General features: G+C 43.7%; 18 protein-coding genes. 8 read left to right on the top strand and 10 right to left on the bottom strand.

All coding sequences use genetic code 11. The features are described from left to right. The first annotated feature begins 67 nt into the window (after positions 1 to 67). The gene (locus tag OSCIL6407_RS0111430; RefSeq protein ID WP_007355368.1) at positions 68 to 988 is read left to right on the top strand and encodes a 2OG-Fe(II) oxygenase; all 921 of its coding nucleotides are present in this window, start codon (positions 68 to 70) and stop codon (positions 986 to 988) included. A 121-nt stretch (positions 989 to 1,109) separates the two neighbouring features. Here the strand turns inward: OSCIL6407_RS0111430 and OSCIL6407_RS0111425 are convergent, their stop codons facing one another. Next, entirely contained in the window at positions 1,110 to 2,594 is a 1,485-nt protein-coding gene (locus OSCIL6407_RS0111425) for an ankyrin repeat domain-containing protein (protein WP_007355367.1), read from the bottom strand. Between the two features lie 95 nt (positions 2,595 to 2,689). Here OSCIL6407_RS0111425 and OSCIL6407_RS0111420 point away from each other — a divergent pair, with 95 nt between their 5' ends. Beyond that, positions 2,690 to 3,160: a DUF4079 domain-containing protein gene (locus tag OSCIL6407_RS0111420; protein WP_007355366.1), complete on the top strand. Its 471-nt coding sequence runs from the start codon at positions 2,690 to 2,692 to the stop codon at positions 3,158 to 3,160. A gap of 238 nt (positions 3,161 to 3,398) precedes the next feature. Here the strand turns inward: OSCIL6407_RS0111420 and OSCIL6407_RS0111415 are convergent, their stop codons facing one another. Beyond that, positions 3,399 to 4,355: a glycosyltransferase family 2 protein gene (locus tag OSCIL6407_RS0111415; RefSeq protein WP_007355365.1), complete on the bottom strand. Its 957-nt coding sequence runs from the start codon at positions 4,353 to 4,355 to the stop codon at positions 3,399 to 3,401. A gap of 154 nt (positions 4,356 to 4,509) precedes the next feature. Further along, positions 4,510 to 5,217: a DUF1997 domain-containing protein gene (locus OSCIL6407_RS0111410; RefSeq protein WP_007355364.1), complete on the bottom strand. Its 708-nt coding sequence runs from the start codon at positions 5,215 to 5,217 to the stop codon at positions 4,510 to 4,512. Between the two features lie 253 nt (positions 5,218 to 5,470). On the opposite strand from OSCIL6407_RS0111410, the gene OSCIL6407_RS0111405 reads away from it, so the two are divergent. The 3 genes from OSCIL6407_RS0111405 to OSCIL6407_RS0111395 all read left to right on the top strand — a co-directional run bounded on the left by OSCIL6407_RS0111405 (position 5,471) and on the right by OSCIL6407_RS0111395 (position 7,697). Next, positions 5,471 to 6,130 (top strand): SDR family oxidoreductase, encoded by a 660-nt coding sequence (locus OSCIL6407_RS0111405; protein ID WP_007355363.1) that lies wholly within the window; start codon positions 5,471 to 5,473, stop codon positions 6,128 to 6,130. A 126-nt stretch (positions 6,131 to 6,256) separates the two neighbouring features. Beyond that, positions 6,257 to 6,958: a glycoside hydrolase family 24 protein gene (locus tag OSCIL6407_RS0111400; RefSeq protein ID WP_007355362.1), complete on the top strand. Its 702-nt coding sequence runs from the start codon at positions 6,257 to 6,259 to the stop codon at positions 6,956 to 6,958. Between the two features lie 37 nt (positions 6,959 to 6,995). After that, a complete protein-coding gene (locus OSCIL6407_RS0111395; protein WP_007355361.1) occupies positions 6,996 to 7,697 on the top strand; it encodes a class I SAM-dependent methyltransferase in 702 nt (233 codons plus the stop codon). 120 nt (positions 7,698 to 7,817) lie between these two features. Here the strand turns inward: OSCIL6407_RS0111395 and OSCIL6407_RS0111390 are convergent, their stop codons facing one another. Then, the gene (locus tag OSCIL6407_RS0111390; RefSeq protein ID WP_007354704.1) at positions 7,818 to 9,077 is read right to left on the bottom strand and encodes a bifunctional cobalt-precorrin-7 (C(5))-methyltransferase/cobalt-precorrin-6B (C(15))-methyltransferase; all 1,260 of its coding nucleotides are present in this window, start codon (positions 9,075 to 9,077) and stop codon (positions 7,818 to 7,820) included. A gap of 234 nt (positions 9,078 to 9,311) precedes the next feature. Beyond that, the gene (locus OSCIL6407_RS0111385) at positions 9,312 to 10,094 is read right to left on the bottom strand and encodes a hypothetical protein (RefSeq protein WP_007354705.1); all 783 of its coding nucleotides are present in this window, start codon (positions 10,092 to 10,094) and stop codon (positions 9,312 to 9,314) included. Between the two features lie 241 nt (positions 10,095 to 10,335). Between OSCIL6407_RS0111385 and holA the strand changes: the two genes are divergently transcribed. Continuing rightward, positions 10,336 to 11,313, top strand: coding sequence for a DNA polymerase III subunit delta (gene holA, locus OSCIL6407_RS0111380; protein WP_007354706.1), 978 nt, complete (start codon positions 10,336 to 10,338; stop codon positions 11,311 to 11,313). 610 nt (positions 11,314 to 11,923) lie between these two features. Then, entirely contained in the window at positions 11,924 to 13,054 is a 1,131-nt protein-coding gene (locus OSCIL6407_RS0111375) for a hypothetical protein (protein WP_007354708.1), read from the top strand. Between the two features lie 340 nt (positions 13,055 to 13,394). Here the strand turns inward: OSCIL6407_RS0111375 and OSCIL6407_RS0111370 are convergent, their stop codons facing one another. From OSCIL6407_RS0111370 to rpmI, 3 genes are all read right to left on the bottom strand, one after another. Beyond that, positions 13,395 to 13,925, bottom strand: coding sequence for a tetratricopeptide repeat protein (locus OSCIL6407_RS0111370; protein WP_007354710.1), 531 nt, complete (start codon positions 13,923 to 13,925; stop codon positions 13,395 to 13,397). 213 nt (positions 13,926 to 14,138) lie between these two features. After that, positions 14,139 to 14,495, bottom strand: coding sequence for a 50S ribosomal protein L20 (gene rplT, locus OSCIL6407_RS0111365; RefSeq protein WP_007354711.1), 357 nt, complete (start codon positions 14,493 to 14,495; stop codon positions 14,139 to 14,141). Between the two features lie 19 nt (positions 14,496 to 14,514). Further along, positions 14,515 to 14,712 carry a 50S ribosomal protein L35 gene (gene rpmI / locus OSCIL6407_RS32540; RefSeq protein ID WP_007354712.1) on the bottom strand — a complete coding sequence of 66 codons (198 nt, stop codon included), beginning with the start codon at positions 14,710 to 14,712 and terminating at the stop codon, positions 14,515 to 14,517. 145 nt (positions 14,713 to 14,857) lie between these two features. On the opposite strand from rpmI, the gene OSCIL6407_RS0111360 reads away from it, so the two are divergent. Beyond that, complete coding sequence (locus OSCIL6407_RS0111360; RefSeq protein ID WP_007354713.1) at positions 14,858 to 16,516, top strand: adenylate/guanylate cyclase domain-containing protein; 1,659 nt, start codon at positions 14,858 to 14,860, stop codon at positions 16,514 to 16,516. Positions 16,517 to 16,519: 3 nt separating this feature from the next. Here the strand turns inward: OSCIL6407_RS0111360 and OSCIL6407_RS0111355 are convergent, their stop codons facing one another. Together OSCIL6407_RS0111355 and OSCIL6407_RS0111350 are read right to left on the bottom strand one after the other, a co-directional pair. Beyond that, the gene (locus tag OSCIL6407_RS0111355) at positions 16,520 to 16,939 is read right to left on the bottom strand and encodes an NUDIX hydrolase (RefSeq protein WP_007354714.1); all 420 of its coding nucleotides are present in this window, start codon (positions 16,937 to 16,939) and stop codon (positions 16,520 to 16,522) included. Between the two features lie 93 nt (positions 16,940 to 17,032). Beyond that, the gene (locus tag OSCIL6407_RS0111350; RefSeq protein WP_007354715.1) at positions 17,033 to 19,666 is read right to left on the bottom strand and encodes a M1 family metallopeptidase; all 2,634 of its coding nucleotides are present in this window, start codon (positions 19,664 to 19,666) and stop codon (positions 17,033 to 17,035) included. Positions 19,667 to 19,728 lie beyond the last annotated feature (62 nt).

Here is a 19,728-nt window from a genome sequence, read left to right as displayed (position 1 = left end):
TCCTTCTTCCTTCTTCCTTCTTCCATCTTCCATCTTCCTTCTTCCTTCTTCCTTCTTCCTTACTATTATGGTATCAACAACCCAGCAACTTCAAAGCAAAGATGTTAAAGTCAAAATTCTCTTAACCGGAGGACATCAGTGTACAGTCAATCTCAAATCTGACGCACCCTTACTGCACGGCCTCATCAAAGCTTTGATGGCTAAATCTCAGCAAACACCTGCTTTTTCCACCTTATTCCAAATCCCCATAGATGATGGTCGTTCCGCTCTATGTTTTCCTAGCGAACAGTTAGTTGGCTTAGTCACAGAACCCCCGATTTACTTGCAGCAACAACAGGAACACAAACCTATTATAGAAATTCCCTCCCCCCCTCCCACTCCTATTTCCACCGTTCACGATCTAACATCTCGCTATGCTCAAATTGAAAACTTCTTGACAGCCGCAGAAAACAAACAACTACTGCAATATGTCCTCGATAAAGAAGCAGAATTTGTTCCTACCAGCACATCAACTAATGCTGAAGATTACCGTCGTTCAATGGTACTCCATTCATTCCCTGAATTCTCAGAACTCATCGTCAATCGCATTAAAGCAATTCTGCCAGATGTCCTCCGTAAATTAAATATTCCCTCATTTCCTATCGGCGATATTGAATCTCAGCTAACCATGCACAACAACGCGAACTTTTACAAAATGCACAACGATAACGGCTCTCCAGACACATCTAGCCGATTCTTCACTTACGTTTACTATTTTAATCGAGAACCCAAGGGTTTTACGGGCGGTGAATTACGGCTTTACGACAGCAAAGTTGAAAATAACTATTACGTTGCTGCCGATACTTTCAGAACTGTAGAACCCCGAAATAACAGCATCGTCTTCTTCCTCAGCCGCTATATGCACGAAGTATTGCAAGTAAATTGTCCTTCAAAAGCTTTTGCAGACAGCCGCTTTACCATCAATGGCTGGGTACGACAAGCTAGTTAAAATTTAAAATCGATCGAATACAGAACTTACGGACACTTGTGCAGTAACGCCGCCTTATAGGCCGTTTCTTTAACACCTAGAAGGCGGCCCCACTATGATTTTGCGTAAGTCCTGTTAAAGTTTACTCGCCAGCGCCTGTCTTTTTCAGCAGTTTTACTGCATCCGCGTAATTGTTATATTCCGCTAGCATTAAAGCGGTATAACCGCCCTTATTTTTCTGGTTTAAATCCGCTCCTGCTTCAAGTAAAATTTGTACAATATCGGCATAACCCCGATGGGCGGCCCACATTAAAGCTGTGGCATCTGCATCATCTTTTAAATTGACATTAGCACCATTTTCTAGTAACAGTTGTACCATAGAAATATTGCCGCGATCTGCTGCTTTCATTAAACCTGTCTTACCTTTGTCAGCAACTACATTAACATCAGCACCAGCGTTCACCAAAAGTTTTACTACTTCCGCGTGCCCGTGAAATGCTGCCAAAGTTAAAGCTGTTTCCTCAAAGTTTTTTGCATTTAAGAAATAGGAACTATTCTGCGGTTCAACCTTTCGCAGCAAAGCTGCTACAATTGAAGTGTAACCGTGAAAAGTTGCCACTAGCAAAGGCGTATCACCTAGCTTATTTCTTACTTGGAAATTAGCGCCTCGGTTCAAAAGCAATTCTACTACCTCGGTATTACCTTCGACAACAGCAAAATTTAAAGCAGTTTCATCATCGTTATCTTTAGCATTAATATCGGCACCAGCATCAAGTAAAAGAGTTGCAATCTCCACATTTCCTCCCGCCGCCGCTGCCATCAAAGCCGTACCACCATCCCCATTTTTAGCATTTACCTCCGCGCGTGCATTCAGCAAAGCTTTTACCACATCAACATGACCGAAATCAGCAGCCAAAGTTAAAGCAGTTTCACCATCTCGATCCTGAAAATTAACATCAGCACCACCCGCCAATAATACTTCTACAATTGCTAAACTCCCAGATTTAGCACCTAAAATTAAAGGTGTTTTCCCCTCCCGATTTTTGAAATTTGCATCTAATCCATAATTAAGCAAAATTCCGATAATTTCAGCATGACCTTGACTGCCTGCTAATAATACGGTAGAATTATCAACATTAGCTTTAGCATCTAGTAAAGCTTTTACAACAGTCTTTTCACCTTGTAAAACTGCTATTTTTAAAGCAGTATCTCCATCTTTATCTTCAACATTGACATCAGCCCCCGCATCCAGTAGAAGTTGCACAATAGAGATATCCCCCTTCAAAGATGCCGCCATCAATGCAGTGCTGCCATCATCATTTTGGGCATTGACATCCGCCCCCCTACTTATCAACAGCCGCACAGCATCAACCTGTTTGTGAGCCGCCGCCAACATCAAAGCAGTGATGCCAAATTGTCTTCTGGCAAAGTTGACATCAGCACCTTTATCAAGTAGAAGTCGCACAATTTCCGTATACCCTTTCTGCGCTGCAAACATCAAAGCCGTAGTACCATCTCGATCCTGGGCATTGGCACTGACACCCTTAGCGAGTAAGGCTTGTGCATTAATGATGTTGCCGCTTTTAGCTGCCTGGATTAGTAAACCGTCGTGTTTGGTAGACCCCATAATTCCGCCTCATCCCATCTGTTTGTACCATCACATGAGACTGTCTAAATGGTATGCTAAGTTTTATAAAGTTTTTTGCCCATCCTGAGAACGCTATGAATCTTGTAATTCCTGAATCGGTTAAAATTTGGAGCCAATTCATCCACCCTGCTTTAATGTGGGTATTGTTTGCGATCGCATTTTACGCCCTTTACCTCGGCATCCAAATCCGGCGTACCAGAGCAAGCGAAGGCGAAGTCAAAAAAGAGCTGATTAAAGGTAAGTTTAACATCAAACACTACCAAATCGGCTCTATACTTCTAGCCATAATGGTAATCAATACCCTCATTGGCATGGGTGTCACCTACATCAACAACGGCAAACTATTTGTTGGCGCACACCTCTTAGCAGGCTTAGGTATGACAGGAATAATTGCCACATCTGCCGCCTTATCTCCCTATATGCAGAAAGGAAATGATTGGGCAAGATACAGTCATATTACTCTCAATGTCATTCTTTTAGGACTATTTGCTTGGCAAGCAGTCACGGGAGTAGAAATCGTCCTGCGAATTATTAGCAAAATGTAGTAATTTGTTAGTTGTTAGTTGTTAGTTGTTAGTTGTTAGTTGTTAGTTGTCATTGCGAACGCAGTGAAGCAATCCCAAAACCTTGCCACAAAGTTACAATTCATAAGTTCTGCCTTTAGTAACCTCAAGGCAATATCAATCTATTGCGATTGCTTCCTCAATCTATTGCGATTGCTTCGCTACGCTCGCAATGACAACCAACTAACAACCAACAACCAAGAACAAACAACTAACAATTCTAAATTATTAGAGGAGAAAGCAGCGATGCAGGTTTCCAAATTCGAGCAAGAATGCCTTTCTCAATTAAATAATCAGTCTCCTCCTGATTTTCAAATACAACCTGTTCGCGATAAAAATCTGCTAGTTTATCAATGTCACCAGAACAGAAAATATCTCTAGACTTAGTATGAAACGTAACAGGAATTTTAGTCTCGCCAAACCAATAATCTGAAAAATTACCTAACTGCTGATACTTGCGATAATAAAATCCAAATCCGCAACTGATATAATGAAGTATCAGCGGACAACTCGTACACTGAGCCGTTTCTGGATGCTTTTCAACTGTAGTAAATTCGTGAACTCCACTTGGCAAAACACCGGGCAAAACTCGCGCCGCCGCCTTACCATTTCCATAGCCAATAAAATACTCTTCTCTCCTAAAAAACTTATTGTAGTCATCAGGTAAAGGATAAGGCATTAAATGCCCATGTTTTTTAAACAGCGTCACCTCTTTAAAGTAATCATCTATTGCCAATTTCTCTGGCACACCTTCAAAATTTCGATAGAGAACTTGACCTATACTGTAGGGAATAAAATCAAAATGATCGGAGATTGACTCTTGGGTGTAAAAGAGTTCATCGCAGTCAATATGGATAATCCAATCCATCTGCATTTCCCAGGCTAATTTGATGGCAGTTTCAGCATTTAAAATCTGTCTAGCCATCACTTCGCTAGTGACGTGCTGAGCCATATTGTTGTAAAGAGTATTTCCCTTTTGCTGAAATTTCAAGCTTTCATCGCAAGGAATTGCACTAATATTAGAGAATCTTTGAGCAATTTTTATTGACTCATCTTCTGGGTTATCAAAAAAGATAAATATGTGGGCTATTCCTATTTTCAAATGGTAGCGAATAAAAGATTCAAGAATATTTCCGGGGTCTTTGACAGTTGTTACAATGCAGACCTTTGAACTCATAACACTCTCTGACTCTTGGTTGATTTTGCTAATGTTACTTGGGCGATTGAAATCGCATCTACACAAACGAAGTCCGCCTACGCGGACTACATAATTTTAACCCGCGCAGGCGGGTTTTGTCTGTGTAGCTGCGATTTCTATTCGGCCCGTAATATTATTTTTTATGAAGCTTTTTCGGAAACGGTATCCCTAATGAATCGTGGAAAACTTGCTGAGTTTTGTAAGTTAATCGCCGATTAACTTGACCTACAATTTTGTCTAAAACACCCTCCCCCGTCTTCTGAATCAAAGCACTAGATTTACCGCGAATAAACTTGGGGAAATATAGCCCCACTGCTAAATCTAGCTGCCATTTAACACTGGTAATTGCTGGCGGTAACTGAGCAAGATCAGAGGCGTTTAACTGTGCAGAAAATTCTTCTGTCGGTACTTCTACTAACTCCATAACTGAGCAAAAATCAACATCATATCCAGGGGCAGTATAATCAGGTATAGGAATAGTCCGAATGCGGTAAAATCCTTGCTCATCAGGGGGTAACAACTCCAAACCAATCCGCGCTTCTACGATATACCCAAAAGCGCCAAAACGCCCAATTAACATATCGTAGCCATTCTCCCCAAGGGGTTCAGCTTTCATCGGATGAGCACAGGGGATGAACCAAGTATGGTGGTTATCAAAATGTTTAGCTACCGTCTGAGCATCGGCATACATCTCCATACTGTCTTCAAAATGGCTGTGAAACCAAGTCTGTTCAGTTTCTGCCGATACCTCTGTAACTTCCGGTTGTGGGGTGTTAGATGGTTCGTTCCAAAGTTCTTCAGAAGCTTGAACAGCTTGATATTCAGAGGAATCCTGCTGCATGATATGCTCTCCTGTAATAGATGCGGTTTTCTCGGCTTAAGGATACCAGTTGAGGATTTAATCCCTAGAATTGATAGTGGTGAAAGTTGTGCTTAGCAGCAAGAAAAATTTGATCTTAACTCAGCATAACGCGAGATTGTAAGCAACCCCAGTCTTTAGACAGGGGGCTTGAGCTTGATATTCAAGGTAGGCTAAAGTCTGCAACCTTTTTCCTCCCTGGGTTTAATGCCGCAGGGTTTCCAACGGAGTTTTTATGAAAGCATTTGTAGCAGGGGCAACTGGTCAAACTGGCCGTCGGATTGTTGAAGAACTCGTAAAGCGCAATATTCCTGTCCGTGCTTTAGTTCGGAATTTAGAGACAGCTAGGGAAATTCTGCCTCCAGAGGCGGAATTGGTGACAGGTGATGTATTAAATGCAGCATCTCTTGCTGAGCTCATAGGTGACTGTACAGTGCTGCTTTGCGCTACCGGCGCTAAGCCTAGCTTCGATCCGACAGGGCCTTATAAGGTGGACTATGAAGGTACTAAAAATCTGGTAGATGCTGCCAAAATTAAGGGAATTGAGCATTTTGTGCTCGTGACTTCTTTGTGCGTTTCTAATTTTTTCCACCCGCTGAATTTGTTTTGGCTGATTTTGGTGTGGAAGAAGCAAGCGGAGGAATATTTGCAAAAAAGTGGTTTGACTTACACGATTGTTCGGCCTGGGGGTCTGAAGAATGAGGATAACACCGATGCGATCGTGATGGAGTCTGCGGATAAACTTTTTGATGGGAGTATTCCGCGAACTAAGGTAGCGCAGGTTTGCGTTGAGGCGTTGTTTCAGCCTGCATCTCGTAATAAAATTGTGGAGATTGTGGCGAAGTCTGAGGTAGAGGCGAAGACTTTTGACCAGTTGTTTGCTGGTGCGGCTTAAATCGGGAACTGTGCGATCGCATTTTGTAGTAAGGCTTTAGTCAAATTGCACGCAGTTAACTCCCTATGTAGTTGCGCTTAGCATAGACAGCGCAACTACATAGGAAAATCAAAGGAATTACAAGGAATGACAAGAATTAGAGTTAGAGAAGTTGACCGCAGAAAACTAGGCTTATTTCGCCGCTCGGAAATCCAAATCTTGAAACGCCTGATTTTCAGCAGCGTAACTATCTTTATTCTAGCATTCTTGATTGGGAATTGGCATGGAAATCAAGAATCTTTTGTAGTTCAAAATGAGAGCAATCAATTGCCTCCTTTAGCAATGAAAGGCGGCGATCCTTACATTCGAGCACTGATGCGAACGATATCAGCAAGCGAGTCGAATGTTACCCAACCATACTCAGTTATTTACGGTGGCGAACTTGTCTCTGATTTAAGCCGTCATCCCGATCTATGCGTAAAAATTGTCTCCGGCCCCAATCGCGGAAGGTGTACCACAGCGGCCGGGCGATATCAATTTTTGAGCTCTACTTGGGAGGAAAAAGCTAAGCGATATCATCCCCATCCGGCTCAGTTTATATTTTGGAAAGAGTACAGTTTTGAACCAAAATTTCAAGATGCTGTTGTTTATGCTTGGTTGAGCGATACCAAGTTTTGGAAAGCCGATATTTCCGCACTGTTACAACAGGGAAAATTCAATAAAGTGCAGCGGTTGTTATCGGGGACTTGGACAAGTTTAGGCTATGGGATAGAAGACAATTCTATGACTGGAGAGTTGCCAGAAATATATCAGGAAATGCTACAAGAAGAACTAGGGAAAGCAAGTTAAGTACAGAGACAAATAAAAACACTCCTTTACTTTCATCATGCAAAATCAAAAGTCATCTATTGTTTTTGACCAAGAACGCGCTTCTTCCTACGACAAAAGATTTGCTAAATTCGCTCCATTGCGCGACGCACTTCATTTGCTGATTAGCCTGGTACTTTCCGAACTTCCTGCTGATGCAAGGATTCTCTGTGTCGGCGCGGGAACTGGTTTAGAATTAATTGACCTGGCCAAAAGATTTCCACAGTGGCAATTTACTGCGGTAGAACCTGCGGCACCGATGCTTGATATTTGTCGCCAACGTGCCGAAGAGAATGGCATCGCGTCACGTTGCACTTTTCACGAAGGTTATCTCGATTCATTGCCTGCATCGGAATCTTTTGATGCGGCAACTTGCCTTCTGGTTTCTCACTTTTTTATGGATCGAGATCGGCGGCGCAACTTTTTTAATCAAATTGCTTCACGACTTTGCCCTAATGGATATTTGATCAGTGCCGATCTGGTTTCTGATATGTCTACTTCAGCTTACGAAAGCCTTTTTGAGGTTTGGATAAGAATGCTGAAGTATTCCGAAGTGCCTGCTGAGGAAATTGAAAAGTTTCGTGCTTCTTATGGTCAGGATGTGGCGGTGCTACCGCCACTTGAAGTTGAGTCAATAATTGTATCAAGTGGCTTTGATTCACCTGTATTGTTCTTCCAGAGCCTTCTCATTCATGCCTGGTATGCTCAGCGATCGCTGTAAAAAGCTATATTTCTCATAGCTTAATATGGTTTCGGCGATCTTCCCTTCTTCCCTTCTTCTCCTCTTCCCTAGCCCCTAGCCCCTAGCCCCTAGCCCCTAGCCCCTCTTTCCTAAATTATCTCACCTATTCATTGTGACAATAGTAACTGGATTTAATGAGTCAAATCTAGTTAAATTTCCCACAGGCAGAGATCGCGACAACTGCACCTGCATAATTTTACAATTCCAATTCGGTTCCCGCCGCATTCTTTCCTCCTTCCAACTCAAAACAGCAGCTAAATCTTCTACAGTAGACATTGCCAATACTATTACCCCTCCTGGTAACATTCGCAAAGCACAGACACCTAAAATTTTAGTAATTTCTCCTCCACTACCACCCACAAAAATTCGATTAGGCGGTCGCAAACGATGTAGAATTTCAGGAGCATTGCCGTGAATTGAAATTACATTTTGTACCTGAAAACGGCGACAATTTTGCTCAATTAAAGACGTACCTTCCTCCATTTTCTCGATCGCATAAACCTGAGAACCCGGGAACAACCGGGCAATTTCAATCGAAACTGCCCCAGTACCCGCACCCACATCCCAGATCGCTTGACCTGGTTGTAAGGACAATTCCCCTAAAATCAACACCCGCACTTCTCGCTGCGTCATCACCCCAGGGCGATCGCTAAAACTGAGAAAATTGCCATCCGGTATCCCTAGCATCGGCAAACTGCCTAAATCCAGGGGCTCCGTAGCTGTCCTAGACTCCCGCAACAGCACAACCAAATTGAGCGGTGCAAAAGTCTCCCCTTGCAAAGCATCTAACGACCATTGCCTGACTCGTTCATCAGCGGCCCCCAAATTTTCGCATAGCCAAAACTGATAACGACTGGGCAAATCTAAAGCCTTAATCAAATGTGCGATCGCCCCTGGAGAATAAGTCTCATCAGTTAGTACAGCAATCTTATCCACACCTTGCTGTAACTTAGCAGTCAACTCCTCAAAAGACCGCCTGTGAGCGCTAATAAAGTGAGCATCTTGCCAAGGAAGTTTCAGGCGGTTAAAAGCCAACTGTACAGAACTCAAATGCGGATGAAAAATTAACTGTTCGGGAGGCAATTCTGCCACCAATAGCCGTCCCCAACCGTAAAATAGCGGGTCGCCCGAAACCAAAACTACAATTGCACCCGGAAACGAAGTCGCCAACCGCTGCCGAATTTCTTTAATTGCACCCGTCAAATCTCCCAAAACCAAGCGTTCTGCCCGATGCTTAGAGAAATAGGCTAAGTGGCGATCGCTCCCCACCAGCAGAGTCGCCTTTTCTACAATTTGCTGCACCGACTTACTCAGTCCCGCAGCGCCATCCAAACCAATGCCAACAATATGTACAGTCAATTGTTTACTCAATTGTGCGCCGTCAACCGATAAGTAGAACGAAGAAGGATTTAGTTATCTAGGAGAGAAGGAAGAAAAATTTAGTTATCTAGGAGAGAAGGAAGAATGTTTATACAGTCAGCTTTTTAGCCATCCTTATCTTATGTTTAATTAGGTGGATTTACTTATTTAGAATTTAAACAGTTAACAGTTAACCGTTAACAGTTAACCGTTAACAGTTAACCGTTAACCATTTTAAAATTCCAAAACTGGCCAGTTTGGTTGCCGATAATAGTGAGTCATATCGTCAAACTTCCGAAGTTCGACCCGATGTATCCCAATTTCTTGAGGTGCATCCAGCCATTCGTCATTTAACTCAGACAACAGAGAGCAAAAGCGATCGCGGTCTAGCCCCGACCCGATATCGCCAAAATAAGCCAGAGTAACGTGAGCAGTAAAATGATATTGCTGTTCAATTCCCAAAGCAATTAAATCAGGATTTTGATAAATAGAGCGGCGGAACTCCAAAATCTGCTTGTAAGAATTTTCATCCATCGGGGCTAAACAAACGGCGATCGCTCGAGTTCGCACCATTAGTCCCAACACCATCCAGCGAATAGGAAGAGTCGAGGCTACATTTAGTTTGTAGTCAGCAAAACATTCGCCAATGCGCGATCGCAGTTTCTCTTCAAATTCAGGATTTTGACTGGCATCAAGGAAAGCACTGTCCCAAATCAAATCAGCCAAAGTTAAATGGAAGCTCTCCTTCGGCACAGGCACGATCGCCCCTGCCTCTAGCTGCTTCACTAGGGTTTGTTGGCACTCGTCCAAACTCGCATAAAAAGCAGCATTTTCCGACTCTTCCCCCCAAGGCGGTGTCGTCACCGTATAGCCGGGAAAAGCTACGGGCGTTCTCTGGCCCTCTGGTTGGGGCTTAAACTTGGGAGATTCCTGAATGTGCTCCACCTGGGACTTGTAGGTGTCCAGCAGCGTCAGCCGCGCCGCCCGATTCACGTAAGCTTGATAAGTATCGTCCAATCTCGATTGCCTCGCGCTAAGTAATAGCTTTCAGCACCCAGCCGATTTTAGATTGTAGATTGGGGTAGAGGTCAAAATTAGAAATCGCCTAAATGGACGACTCACTAATTAAAAATTCAAAAGGCAAAATTAAAAACGATTGGATTCAATCTTTAATTTTTAATTTTTAATTTTTAATTTTTAATTGTTCTGCCACCGATCCCCGCTCTCAAATCCTAAATTGGGCAACTGATAGTCTCTTATGCAAATTTACCTCTTCTGGGGGGAGGATGACTTCTCTCTGACACAAGCAGTTGATACCCTGCGCCAAAAAGTCATTGACCCCAACTGGGCTAGTTTCAACTATGATAAAATTCTCCCCGACCAAGGGGATGCCGTTATTTCTGCCCTCAACCAAGCGATGACACCGCCATTCGGTGCTGGCAGCCGCTTTGTCTGGTTAGCGGATACCCCCATAACTCAGCAATGTTCCCAGGAACTATTCGCCGAATTAGAACGGACTCTGCCAGTGATTCCATCCACCACCGTGTTGTTGTTGACAACTCGTAATAAACCGGATAGTCGGCTCAAGTCTACTAAGTTTCTGCTCAAATCTGCTGAAGTTCGCGAATTTTCTCCGATTCCTCCCTGGAAAACAGAAGAGTTGGCAAAGCGGGTGCGCCAAGTCGCGGAGGGAAGGGGAGTAAAATTAACCCCAGCAGCGATCGCACTTTTAGCTGAATGCGTCGGCAACGATACCAGGCAGTTAAATAGCGAATTGGATAAATTAGAGCTTTACGCAGGTAACAGTAACCAACCTTTGGGCGATGAAGCGATCGCCGCCTTAGTCAGATCGAATACCCAAAACAGCTTGCAACTTGCCGCCGCTATCCGCCAAGGCAATACAGCCCAAGCTTTGCAGCTAGTCGCCGAGCTAATCGGACATAACGAACCCGCCTTAAAAATTGTAGCCACCTTAACAACTCAATTTCGGATTTGGCTGTGGGTGAAATTGGGGACACAAGCCGGCGAGCCCGATGAAAAAATAGCTCAAGCCGCAGAAATCAGCAATCCCAAACGAATATACTTTTTCCGGCAAGAAGTCAAGAGCCTGACTGTCGAAAAATTGCAACAAACCCTACCCCTACTGCTAGAGTTAGAATCATCTCTCAAGCGGGGTGCACAAGAAGTTTCAACTCTACAAACCAAGGTCATAGAACTCTGTACCCTATTCTACTAGCAGCAAATGGTAAGAAAATGCCAGAAAGAGCTAAGGTGGTAGATAAAGATTTATTTAGCACCCACTAAAACTGCAAAAATCGCGAAGCGTTGCGAGGTACGAAGCAATCTCATGCCTAAAGGCGATATATTTCCATTTGGGAGTTTTTGATGAAAATAGCCTCCAAACTCTAGGACGACAGTCTAAGGGATCAAAGGCAACAAGAGACTTTAGTCTCAAACTTCTTGGTTTTAAGAGCACTTGATTTTTAGGCGCGTGCAGCTTAAAACAAGGAACACAAAGATACACTTGAAGAGCGCATCCAAGACACGGTGACTTTAGCTAGCAAACGGTTGAAATCCCGCAACACATCCGCGTCATACCGCTGGGTATCGTCAGCGGTAGAATGATGAGCAGCTAAGCAGTGAATTAAAAATCAGGATGCTCCGTGCTAAAAAAGTAACCACAGACTCAATATTTGAGCGAGTGGATAGTGGGCTGATGACAAACCCTTTAAGTATCAACTTTTTGATTGTGGATTCACCCTTAAAAAGTTGTGCTTAAAAATCCCCGCGTCTTTAGACCGGAGAGTGTCAATAACCTGCTCGCAGCCCTCTAAGAAGTGCTAGCTATGACACAACAGAACCTGCGGGAACTTGCTAAGCAGGGCGATCCCAAGGTGATCGCGTCTGTAATTAACCGCACACTCCAACCTAAAGGCATCAATGCCCAAGTGGGACGTGACAATGACAACCTCCAGGTTATGCTGGAGTCAGATCAAGTTCCGAACCAAACTGCCCTTATGGACTTTATCCGTAAGGGGATGATTAACTTGGGAGTCGAATCAATTCACACTGTGAAGGTCTACGGTCGTCAGGTGGGTGAAGACTTACCGGCGTGGGAAGACGAGATTGAGCTGATGCCAGCCGCCGATCCAATGTTTTATGCAGATGATGCAATGCCTAAAAAACCTGTAGACGCTCCCGATCTTGAACCCGAAGACTACGATCGGGAGGAAGAATACAACTCTGATGAGGATGAGGATGAGGATGAGGATGAGGATGAGCTAGATGAAGATCCCCCTCAAAAGAAGAAGATCCCTAAATTAGCAATAATTGCAGGGATTATCTTTGTGCCGGTGGCCGCACTCGCGGGGCTTTACTTTACGGGTAATTTGCCATTCCTAAACAGTTCGGCTCCTCAGCCTACAACTCCTTCACCAGCAGCGCCTAAAGCGGGCTCTCCGAAGCCAAAACAGGCTGCTTCTCCGACTGCGGCTGGTGCTCCCAAGACTGTGAAAGCAACCGCACCCTCTCCGGTGGCTTCTGCAACACCAAAACCAGTTGCACCTTCTCCAGTGGCTTCTGCAACACCGCAAACAGTTGCACCTTCTCCAGTGGCTTCTGCGACACCGCAAACAGTTGCACCTTCTCCGGTGGCTTCTGCAACACCGAAGCCAGTCGCACCCTCTCCGGTGGCTTCTGCAACACCGAAACCAGTTGCACCCGCACCTAAACCTGCGACACCTAAACCTGATTCTTGGAGATTAGGGGTCAATAAGGCTCAAAGTGCGGCAAACCTTGCCCAGACATCTATATCAAAAGGTGAGTGGGAAGAAGTGGCGAGTGAGTGGGAGAAAGCAGTTCAGCTAATGAAGGCTGTTCCGCCCTCTAGCCCAAATTATCAAAAAGCTCAGGAGAAGGCAGCAGAGTATCAGTCAAATCTTGGTGTAGCTCAGCAGCGGGCAGCGGCAGCGCAGTGATTTTTGAGTTAGTTTATAGGGCGATCGTCATCTGCTGTGCAGAGGAAAGCTTGCAGTTGTAAGAAGGGCTTCGTGCTAAACATGATATAGCAACCGCCAAGGCGGTTTAAGAGGGGCTAGGGGCTAGGGGCTAGGGGCTAGGGAAGACGGAAGAAGGGTTTAGAATCAAGGTTTTAAATTCAGAATGTCCTACCTGCCTTGGCAACTGCTATATTACAACTGCAAATCTGCTTTATTTAGCGAAAATCCTGCGCTGGCTAAGCCTACCCGCAGGTTATAACGTTGCTGGGTACAAATTTACCTGTTGTAGCAACAATCTCAAAATTCAAACTGCCCCTTCCTATGCAGAAGGAACCAACCGTTTCCGCAGAGATTCGCTACGGCGTTTAGCAGTAGGATTGTTAGGCTCCAACTTGAGAGATTCTTCGTACATTTCCAAAGCTTGAGTTGTTAACTTTTTGCGCTCATAAGTGTGAGCGAGGTTATTAAGGGCCGTCACATAATCGGGTTTTAACCTAATAGCTTCTTTGTATTGGCGGATAGCTATATCGTATTGTTCTTGACCGAAGTGTGCGAAACCAAGGGCGTTGTAGATGATGGCTGCATCTTCTTCAACTTGTAAGTCTTTGGATTTCAGAGCTTTTTGAAACAGTGACGTTGCTTGAGCATAGAGCTTTTTCTCTACATAGATACTGCCCAATTCGTAATATTCCTGTGCTGTTCCCTTTTCGTTACCGAGTTTGGCTTCTAACCGAAAGAGAGTAGTTTCGATCTTACGAGTTTTGATGATCTGGCGCAGAATAAACCAGCCAGCGCTAGCTAGTATAGCTAGCAATACTGATAGATAAACAATCGGCAAACCGCTATCCATGCTGTTTAAATAGGTAGATTGAAAGATTGAAAGTTTGATAAGTAGAAGGAAGAGGAAAGAGGGAATAGGGATTTAGTTATCTGAATCGTAACAATTTAAATTCATAGCAGTTTAACAGTTAACCGTTAACAGCTTAACAGTTAACCGTTAACAGCTTAACAGTTAACCGTTAACCGTTAACCGTTAACAGATGAATGAAGGCTCACCCCAGTTTTACTCTTGTGCTTGATTTGCCAATTCCACCACTTTGCCAAAAGTTGCCGGGTCAATGACTGCCATTTGTGCCAGCATTTTGCGGTTGATTTCAATATTGGCTTTTTTCATGTTGCCGATGAGTCGGCTGTAGCTCGTACCGTGTATGCGAGCTGCTGCATTAATCCGAGCAATCCACAGGCGGCGGAAGTCGCGCTTCCGTTTGCGGCGATCGCGATAGGCGTTGCGAAGCGCCTGCATCACCCGCTGGTTAGCTGTGCGAAACTGCTTGGACTGCGAGCCTCGGAATCCTTTGGCTAGTTTGAGAATTTTTTTGCGGCGTTCTCTAGCGACGTTGCCGCGTTTTACCCGTGTCATCGTTTATTTCCGTTAAACTTTACAAGTATGGAAGCATCAGACGTACATTCTCTTCGTTAGTCGGATCGAGGACGACCATTTGAGAGAGCGTGCGTTTACGATTGGAGCTTTTGTGCTGTAGTAAGTGGCTTTTGTAAGCTTTCCGCCGCACAATTTTACCGCTGCCAGTGGCTCTAAAGCGCCTAGCAGCCGATTTGCGAGTTTTTAATTTCGGCATGAACCGGCCTTAATTTGGACACAAGCCTTAAGGATATCACGTTTCTGGTATTGTGTACAAGAGATTTTTTTAGCGATCGCAGGTGCATCTGAGGCGACATCAGCAAGAGATACCAAGCTCTGATGTGAAAAGATATACTAAAAATATGCACAAAAGTTTGAAAAAAAGAATTTTGAAACTGCTAAAAATTCTGTGGGAGAAACTCCAACGGCTAAAGGTGCTGATAGTTTCGCGGATTTTTCAGAAGCGCCTCTCTTCACCGCCGCCAATGCGATCGGCACCTTTACCTACTAATGAAGAAGATAGACTAAAAGCTCTTTATCGCTATAATGTTCTCGATACTGCGGCTGAAGAAGCCTTTGACGATCTAACAGCTTTGGCATCTCACATTTGCGGTACTCCAATTGCTTTAGTGAGTTTAGTTGATGCTAACAGGCAGTGGTTTAAATCAAAGATAGGTATAGAAGCAGAAGAAACTCCTAGAGATATTGCATTCTGCGCTCATGCTATTTTACATCCGAATGAATTGCTAGTTGTACCCAATGCGACAGAAGACGAGCGCTTTGCTAGTAACCCCCTGGTAACTTCTGAGCCTAATATTAGATTTTATGCTGGAACTCCGCTAGTAACTTCTGATGGTTTTCCCATCGGCACTTTGTGCGCGATCGACACAATCCCCCGCAAATTAACCGCAAAACAACTTGAGGCATTACGCATTTTAGGTCGTCAAGTGATTAATCAAATGGAATTGCGAATTAATTTGGCTAACTTAGAGCGCACTCGCGTCAGACATAAGCAAGCAGAGGATAAATTGCGGGCTAATGACGAGCAAATTGTCAATCTCTTAGAAGGCATCGCCGATGCTTTTTTTGCCTTAGATCGGCAGTGGCGATTTACTTACGTGAATTATAAAGCTGCCCAAATTTTTGAAAAAGCACCGGAAGAAATTTTTGGTAAGAATATCTGGGAAGAGTTTCCTGAATTTTTAGAATCATCCTTTTATAGAGAGGCACACAAAGCTGTATCTCAGCAAGTTGGCGTGACTTTTGAAGAGTTTCACCCTCATTTAAAACGATGGTTTGAAGTCCGGGCATTTGCTTCTTACGATGGTATTTCTATTTTCTTACACGACATTTCCTCTCGCAAGCGAATGCAAGCGGCTCTTAATATAGAACAGAAAAAAACAGAGGTTTTACTACTTAATATTTTACCCAAAGTGATTGCAGATAGGTTGAGACAGGAACCCGTGCTGATTGCTGATAGATTTGACGAGGCGACAGTTTTATTTGCTGATTTAGTTAATTTTACGCAGTTGTCAACGCGAAAAACGGCGACGGAGTTAGTTTATTTGTTAAATGAAATGTTTTCCGCTTTTGATAGACTGACTGAAGAGTACAATTTGGAGAAAATTAAAACAATTGGCGATGCTTATATGGTAGCTGGAGGTATTCCTACTCCCAGAGAAGATCATGCAGAAGCTATTGCAGAAATGGCTCTGGATATGTTAGAAGCAATTAATCAATTCAGCGCTCAACGAGGAGAGGACTTTAAGATTCGTATTGGGATTAATAGCGGGCCGGTAGTAGCAGGGGTAATTGGTACTAAGAAGTTTATTTACGATCTATGGGGGGATGCTGTAAATACGGCTTCGCGTATGGAATCTCATGGAATTGTTGGCAGTATTCAAGTAAGTGCAGATACTTATGAGTTATTGCGAGACAAGTATCTATTTGAAGAGCGAGGTGTTATTAATATTAAAGGCAAAGGGGAAATGATTACATACTTATTGATGGGGAAAAAATAAAATTCATAACATACTCGTTAAATCTGTAAGAATTCGTTTAAGTTCTGCTTCCTCAACTCGTTTTACTGCCTTAGCAAGGCTGACCCATTCTCGCTTTCTCTTTTTAGCTTCCGGCCAACTTTCTAAAACTATTTCTACTTGCAGTAAAAATACCTCAACTCGGCAAATACGTCCCCACTTCTGATATTCGTAAGTTCCCAGTAAAGTAGGCAAAACATTACCGATTAGTCCGGCTTCCTCCCAAGCTTCTTTTGCAGCAGAGTCTTGCGGTGTCATGTCAGGTTCAACTAATCCTTTCGGTATCACCCACCGTTTCCCTGTCGAAGAAGTAATCACCATGATTTCTATTTCCCCATCGAGGATACGATAGGGAATAACGCCTGATTGTTGAATAAATAGAGGTGGTTTCCGATTTATAGCCATAACTATCGATCGATATGAACTCAGTAATTATTTCGTAACGCCGCCCTCTGGGGGGTAAAGAACAACCTAGAGGGGGCGTTACAAATTACACAACTAATCTTTTTTAGCTTTCGCCTCTAAATTCTCTAAACGACTCCGCAATTCTTGATTTTCTTTCTTCATCTGATCTAGTTCCTCTCGTAACTGTTTAACAGCTTCATCAGAACCTACATTTTTCTGCACCTTTTGAATTGCTTCCTCCGCAATCCGACGCACTCGACCATCAGGAGTTTGATTTGCCAAAGAACGTAGAATGCGTATTGCTTTGCGCGTTTCCATTTGCCCCAATGCTACAGCTACAGCTACTTGCGTCAGGAAAAAAGTCTCCTTAGAGAGTTCTCCCAACCGCTGCAAAATCCGCTCTAAATTGGCAGGAGTTTGACCACTAGAAATAGAACCAATTGAGCGAATAGCTGCCAAGCGTAAAGCTTGAGGAGTACCAGCAGCAGTATATTTCAAAATCAGGTTTAGTGCATCTTCAGAGGTTTTCATTTGGGCCAAACCTGCGATCGCACCAGATCGTACTACCTCATTCCAGCCTTCGCGTTCCTTAAGAACAGATTTTAACTCTTTAATGACCTGTTCGTCTGATGGCTTTTCATCGGCATTTGCCGCAGCGATTCCCCCAAGAGCACTAGCAGCAGCGGCTTCCACATAGTAGCTAGGATCGCCCTTTTCTACTATCGGTTTTAGCAGCTTATAGCTCTCGTGAGTTTTAATTTTACCAAGAGCACTCACCGTAGCGCGGCGAACGCGAGCATCTTTATCTTTCAGACCAATTGCTAAAGCTTCAAATGCTTGGTCAAGTTTAATCTCTACTAATTGATTAGCTACTTCAAACCTCACAGCCCAGAACCGATCGTTCTTGAGAGCTTCTGATAGCGCTTTCACGACTTCTAAACCTCCCTTTTTCGCCAAAGCATGAACTGCATAAATACGCGAAATTGGATCGGGATCGAATTTCAACTGAGCTTTTAGTTCAGCAACTGGATACTCTAAACTAACAGTTTTTAAGAAGTTATTGCCAGCATCAAAGCTGATAAAAGCTGGTTTGGCTTCTAAGGGGAAGTAAAAACTTTGTTCCCGTTCGTGGACGCGAATAGTGAAAGTTTTTACGGATGAATTAGTTGTTTCACCTTCTTGCTGGGTGTACCCAAATCCCAGGGGTAGTTTCAAGTCGAATAAATCTTTGCTATTGCCATTGCCATTGCCATTGGTTTTGCCATTTTTCCCCTCTTTTACTTGCGTTTGCGTCACCGTAACTTTGGCTAACTTGCTGTCATTATCCCAAGCATAACTAACTTTATAGTCAGGATGACCGCCGCGATAAACGTATTGGTCAAACAAAAATAACAGATTGCGACCAGTAGCTTTTTCTATTGCTCTTAGCAAGTCTATTGTTTCTACAGTTTTATGAGCGTTATCCTGCACGAACGTTTGAACAGCTTGCAGAAATAATTCATCTCCCAATTCAGCCCGAATCATGTGATAGACGCAAGCGCCTTTTTCATACAAATGTCGGTCATAAAGCTCAATTGCCTCTCGATAAACGTGAGTAACAATGGGGCGACGGTAGCGCGAACTGTCCTCAGCTAAATAGTTGCGGGCTTCCATTAATAGGTAGTAAGCAGCATCATCTTTGCTATATTCATATTCCGTCCACATTACCTCAGAATAGGAAGCCATGCCCTCTTTGATCCAAGCGTGCGACCAATGTTTAATTACTACTAAATCGCCAAACCATTGATGACAAAGTTCGTGAGCAACTAAACTTTCTGTGTTGCGATTATCGAGCGCGGCTCGTTCATCTAACAAGCATCTATCTGTTAGCAATGTGGTAGAAGTATTCTCCATTCCGCCAAAAATGAAGTCATCTACACAGACTTGAGCGTATTTAGGATAAGGGTAAGGATAGCCGTAAGTGTGAGAGAAATACTCAATCATTTTGGGCGTTTTACCCATGCTACGCTGACCATCTGCTTCGCGACCTTTTTCGACGTAGTAAGTTACGGGTTTTCCTTGCCATTCATCTTTAAGTTCTGCAAAATCTCCCACAGCTAAAGTCATTAGGTAAGTGGGGTGAACTTGTTGTTGCGACCAGTGATAAATTTTATCGCTACCTTCCGTTTTTGTGTCAATTAATTCGCCGTTGGAAATAGCTATAAATTCCTTGGGAACTTGTACCCGGATTTCTGATGTAGCGAGTTGTCCAGGGTAGTCGAAGCAGGGAAACCAAAAGCGGGAGTCTTCGTCTTCGCCTTGAGTCCAAACTTGACATGGTTTGTCTGGGTAGTGCTTGTCTGGCCCGACAAAATAGAGTCCGCGTTGGGGTTTTTCTACTGAGTAGGCGATATCAATTGTTAGGGGAATATTTGCTGCTGTTGGCGATTGTAATTGCACCTCTAACTGTTCGCCATCGTAATCGAAATTTTGTGCTTTTTCAGCAACTTTCACCGATTTAATTTTTAAGTTGACAGCATCTAAAGTCAATTTGTCAATACCGCTGCGTACTGGGTTAAGGCGGATGCTGCAAGTGCCATGAAAGCTATGTTTGGGAATATCAAGCACCAAGTCTAAGAAAATATGCTCAACTTGACCAGGGCGATCTGGGTTATAGTGGGGGCGGGCACCAGGTAACTCGAAGGATTTGTGGCCGTTGGTTTCGGAATCAAAGAAAAAATGCAACATCGGGACTGTCAGGGTATGAGACAATAAAGGATAGCTAGTGCTTGAGCTGCCAGAGAGCGCAC

Origin of the sequence: Kamptonema formosum PCC 6407 (assembly GCF_000332155.1) — a bacterium.
GTDB classification, from domain to species: Bacteria; Cyanobacteriota; Cyanobacteriia; order Cyanobacteriales; family Microcoleaceae; genus Kamptonema; species Kamptonema formosum.
The sequence above is the reverse complement of the archived record's forward strand: the minus strand, read 5'-3'. Positions and strand labels throughout refer to the sequence as shown.

Bases quoted from the DNA above. Each gene is read 5' to 3' on its own strand.
- holA (WP_007354706.1), top strand. From the start codon at position 10,336: ATGCAAATTTACCTCTTCTGGGGGGAGGATGACTTCTCTCTGACACAA.
- OSCIL6407_RS0111350 (WP_007354715.1), bottom strand. From the start codon at position 19,666: ATGTTGCATTTTTTCTTTGATTCCGAAACCAACGGCCACAAATCCTTC.
- OSCIL6407_RS0111410 (WP_007355364.1), bottom strand. From the start codon at position 5,217: ATGCAGCAGGATTCCTCTGAATATCAAGCTGTTCAAGCTTCTGAAGAA.
- OSCIL6407_RS0111400 (WP_007355362.1), top strand. From the start codon at position 6,257: ATGACAAGAATTAGAGTTAGAGAAGTTGACCGCAGAAAACTAGGCTTA.
- OSCIL6407_RS0111360 (WP_007354713.1), top strand. From the start codon at position 14,858: ATGCACAAAAGTTTGAAAAAAAGAATTTTGAAACTGCTAAAAATTCTG.
- OSCIL6407_RS0111415 (WP_007355365.1), bottom strand. From the start codon at position 4,355: ATGAGTTCAAAGGTCTGCATTGTAACAACTGTCAAAGACCCCGGAAAT.
- OSCIL6407_RS0111430 (WP_007355368.1), top strand. From the start codon at position 68: ATGGTATCAACAACCCAGCAACTTCAAAGCAAAGATGTTAAAGTCAAA.
- OSCIL6407_RS0111425 (WP_007355367.1), bottom strand. From the start codon at position 2,594: ATGGGGTCTACCAAACACGACGGTTTACTAATCCAGGCAGCTAAAAGC.
- OSCIL6407_RS0111395 (WP_007355361.1), top strand. From the start codon at position 6,996: ATGCAAAATCAAAAGTCATCTATTGTTTTTGACCAAGAACGCGCTTCT.
- rplT (WP_007354711.1), bottom strand. From the start codon at position 14,495: ATGACACGGGTAAAACGCGGCAACGTCGCTAGAGAACGCCGCAAAAAA.
- rpmI (WP_007354712.1), bottom strand. From the start codon at position 14,712: ATGCCGAAATTAAAAACTCGCAAATCGGCTGCTAGGCGCTTTAGAGCC.
- OSCIL6407_RS0111420 (WP_007355366.1), top strand. From the start codon at position 2,690: ATGAATCTTGTAATTCCTGAATCGGTTAAAATTTGGAGCCAATTCATC.
- OSCIL6407_RS0111375 (WP_007354708.1), top strand. From the start codon at position 11,924: ATGACACAACAGAACCTGCGGGAACTTGCTAAGCAGGGCGATCCCAAG.
- OSCIL6407_RS0111355 (WP_007354714.1), bottom strand. From the start codon at position 16,939: ATGGCTATAAATCGGAAACCACCTCTATTTATTCAACAATCAGGCGTT.
- OSCIL6407_RS0111405 (WP_007355363.1), top strand. From the start codon at position 5,471: ATGAAAGCATTTGTAGCAGGGGCAACTGGTCAAACTGGCCGTCGGATT.
- OSCIL6407_RS0111370 (WP_007354710.1), bottom strand. From the start codon at position 13,925: ATGGATAGCGGTTTGCCGATTGTTTATCTATCAGTATTGCTAGCTATA.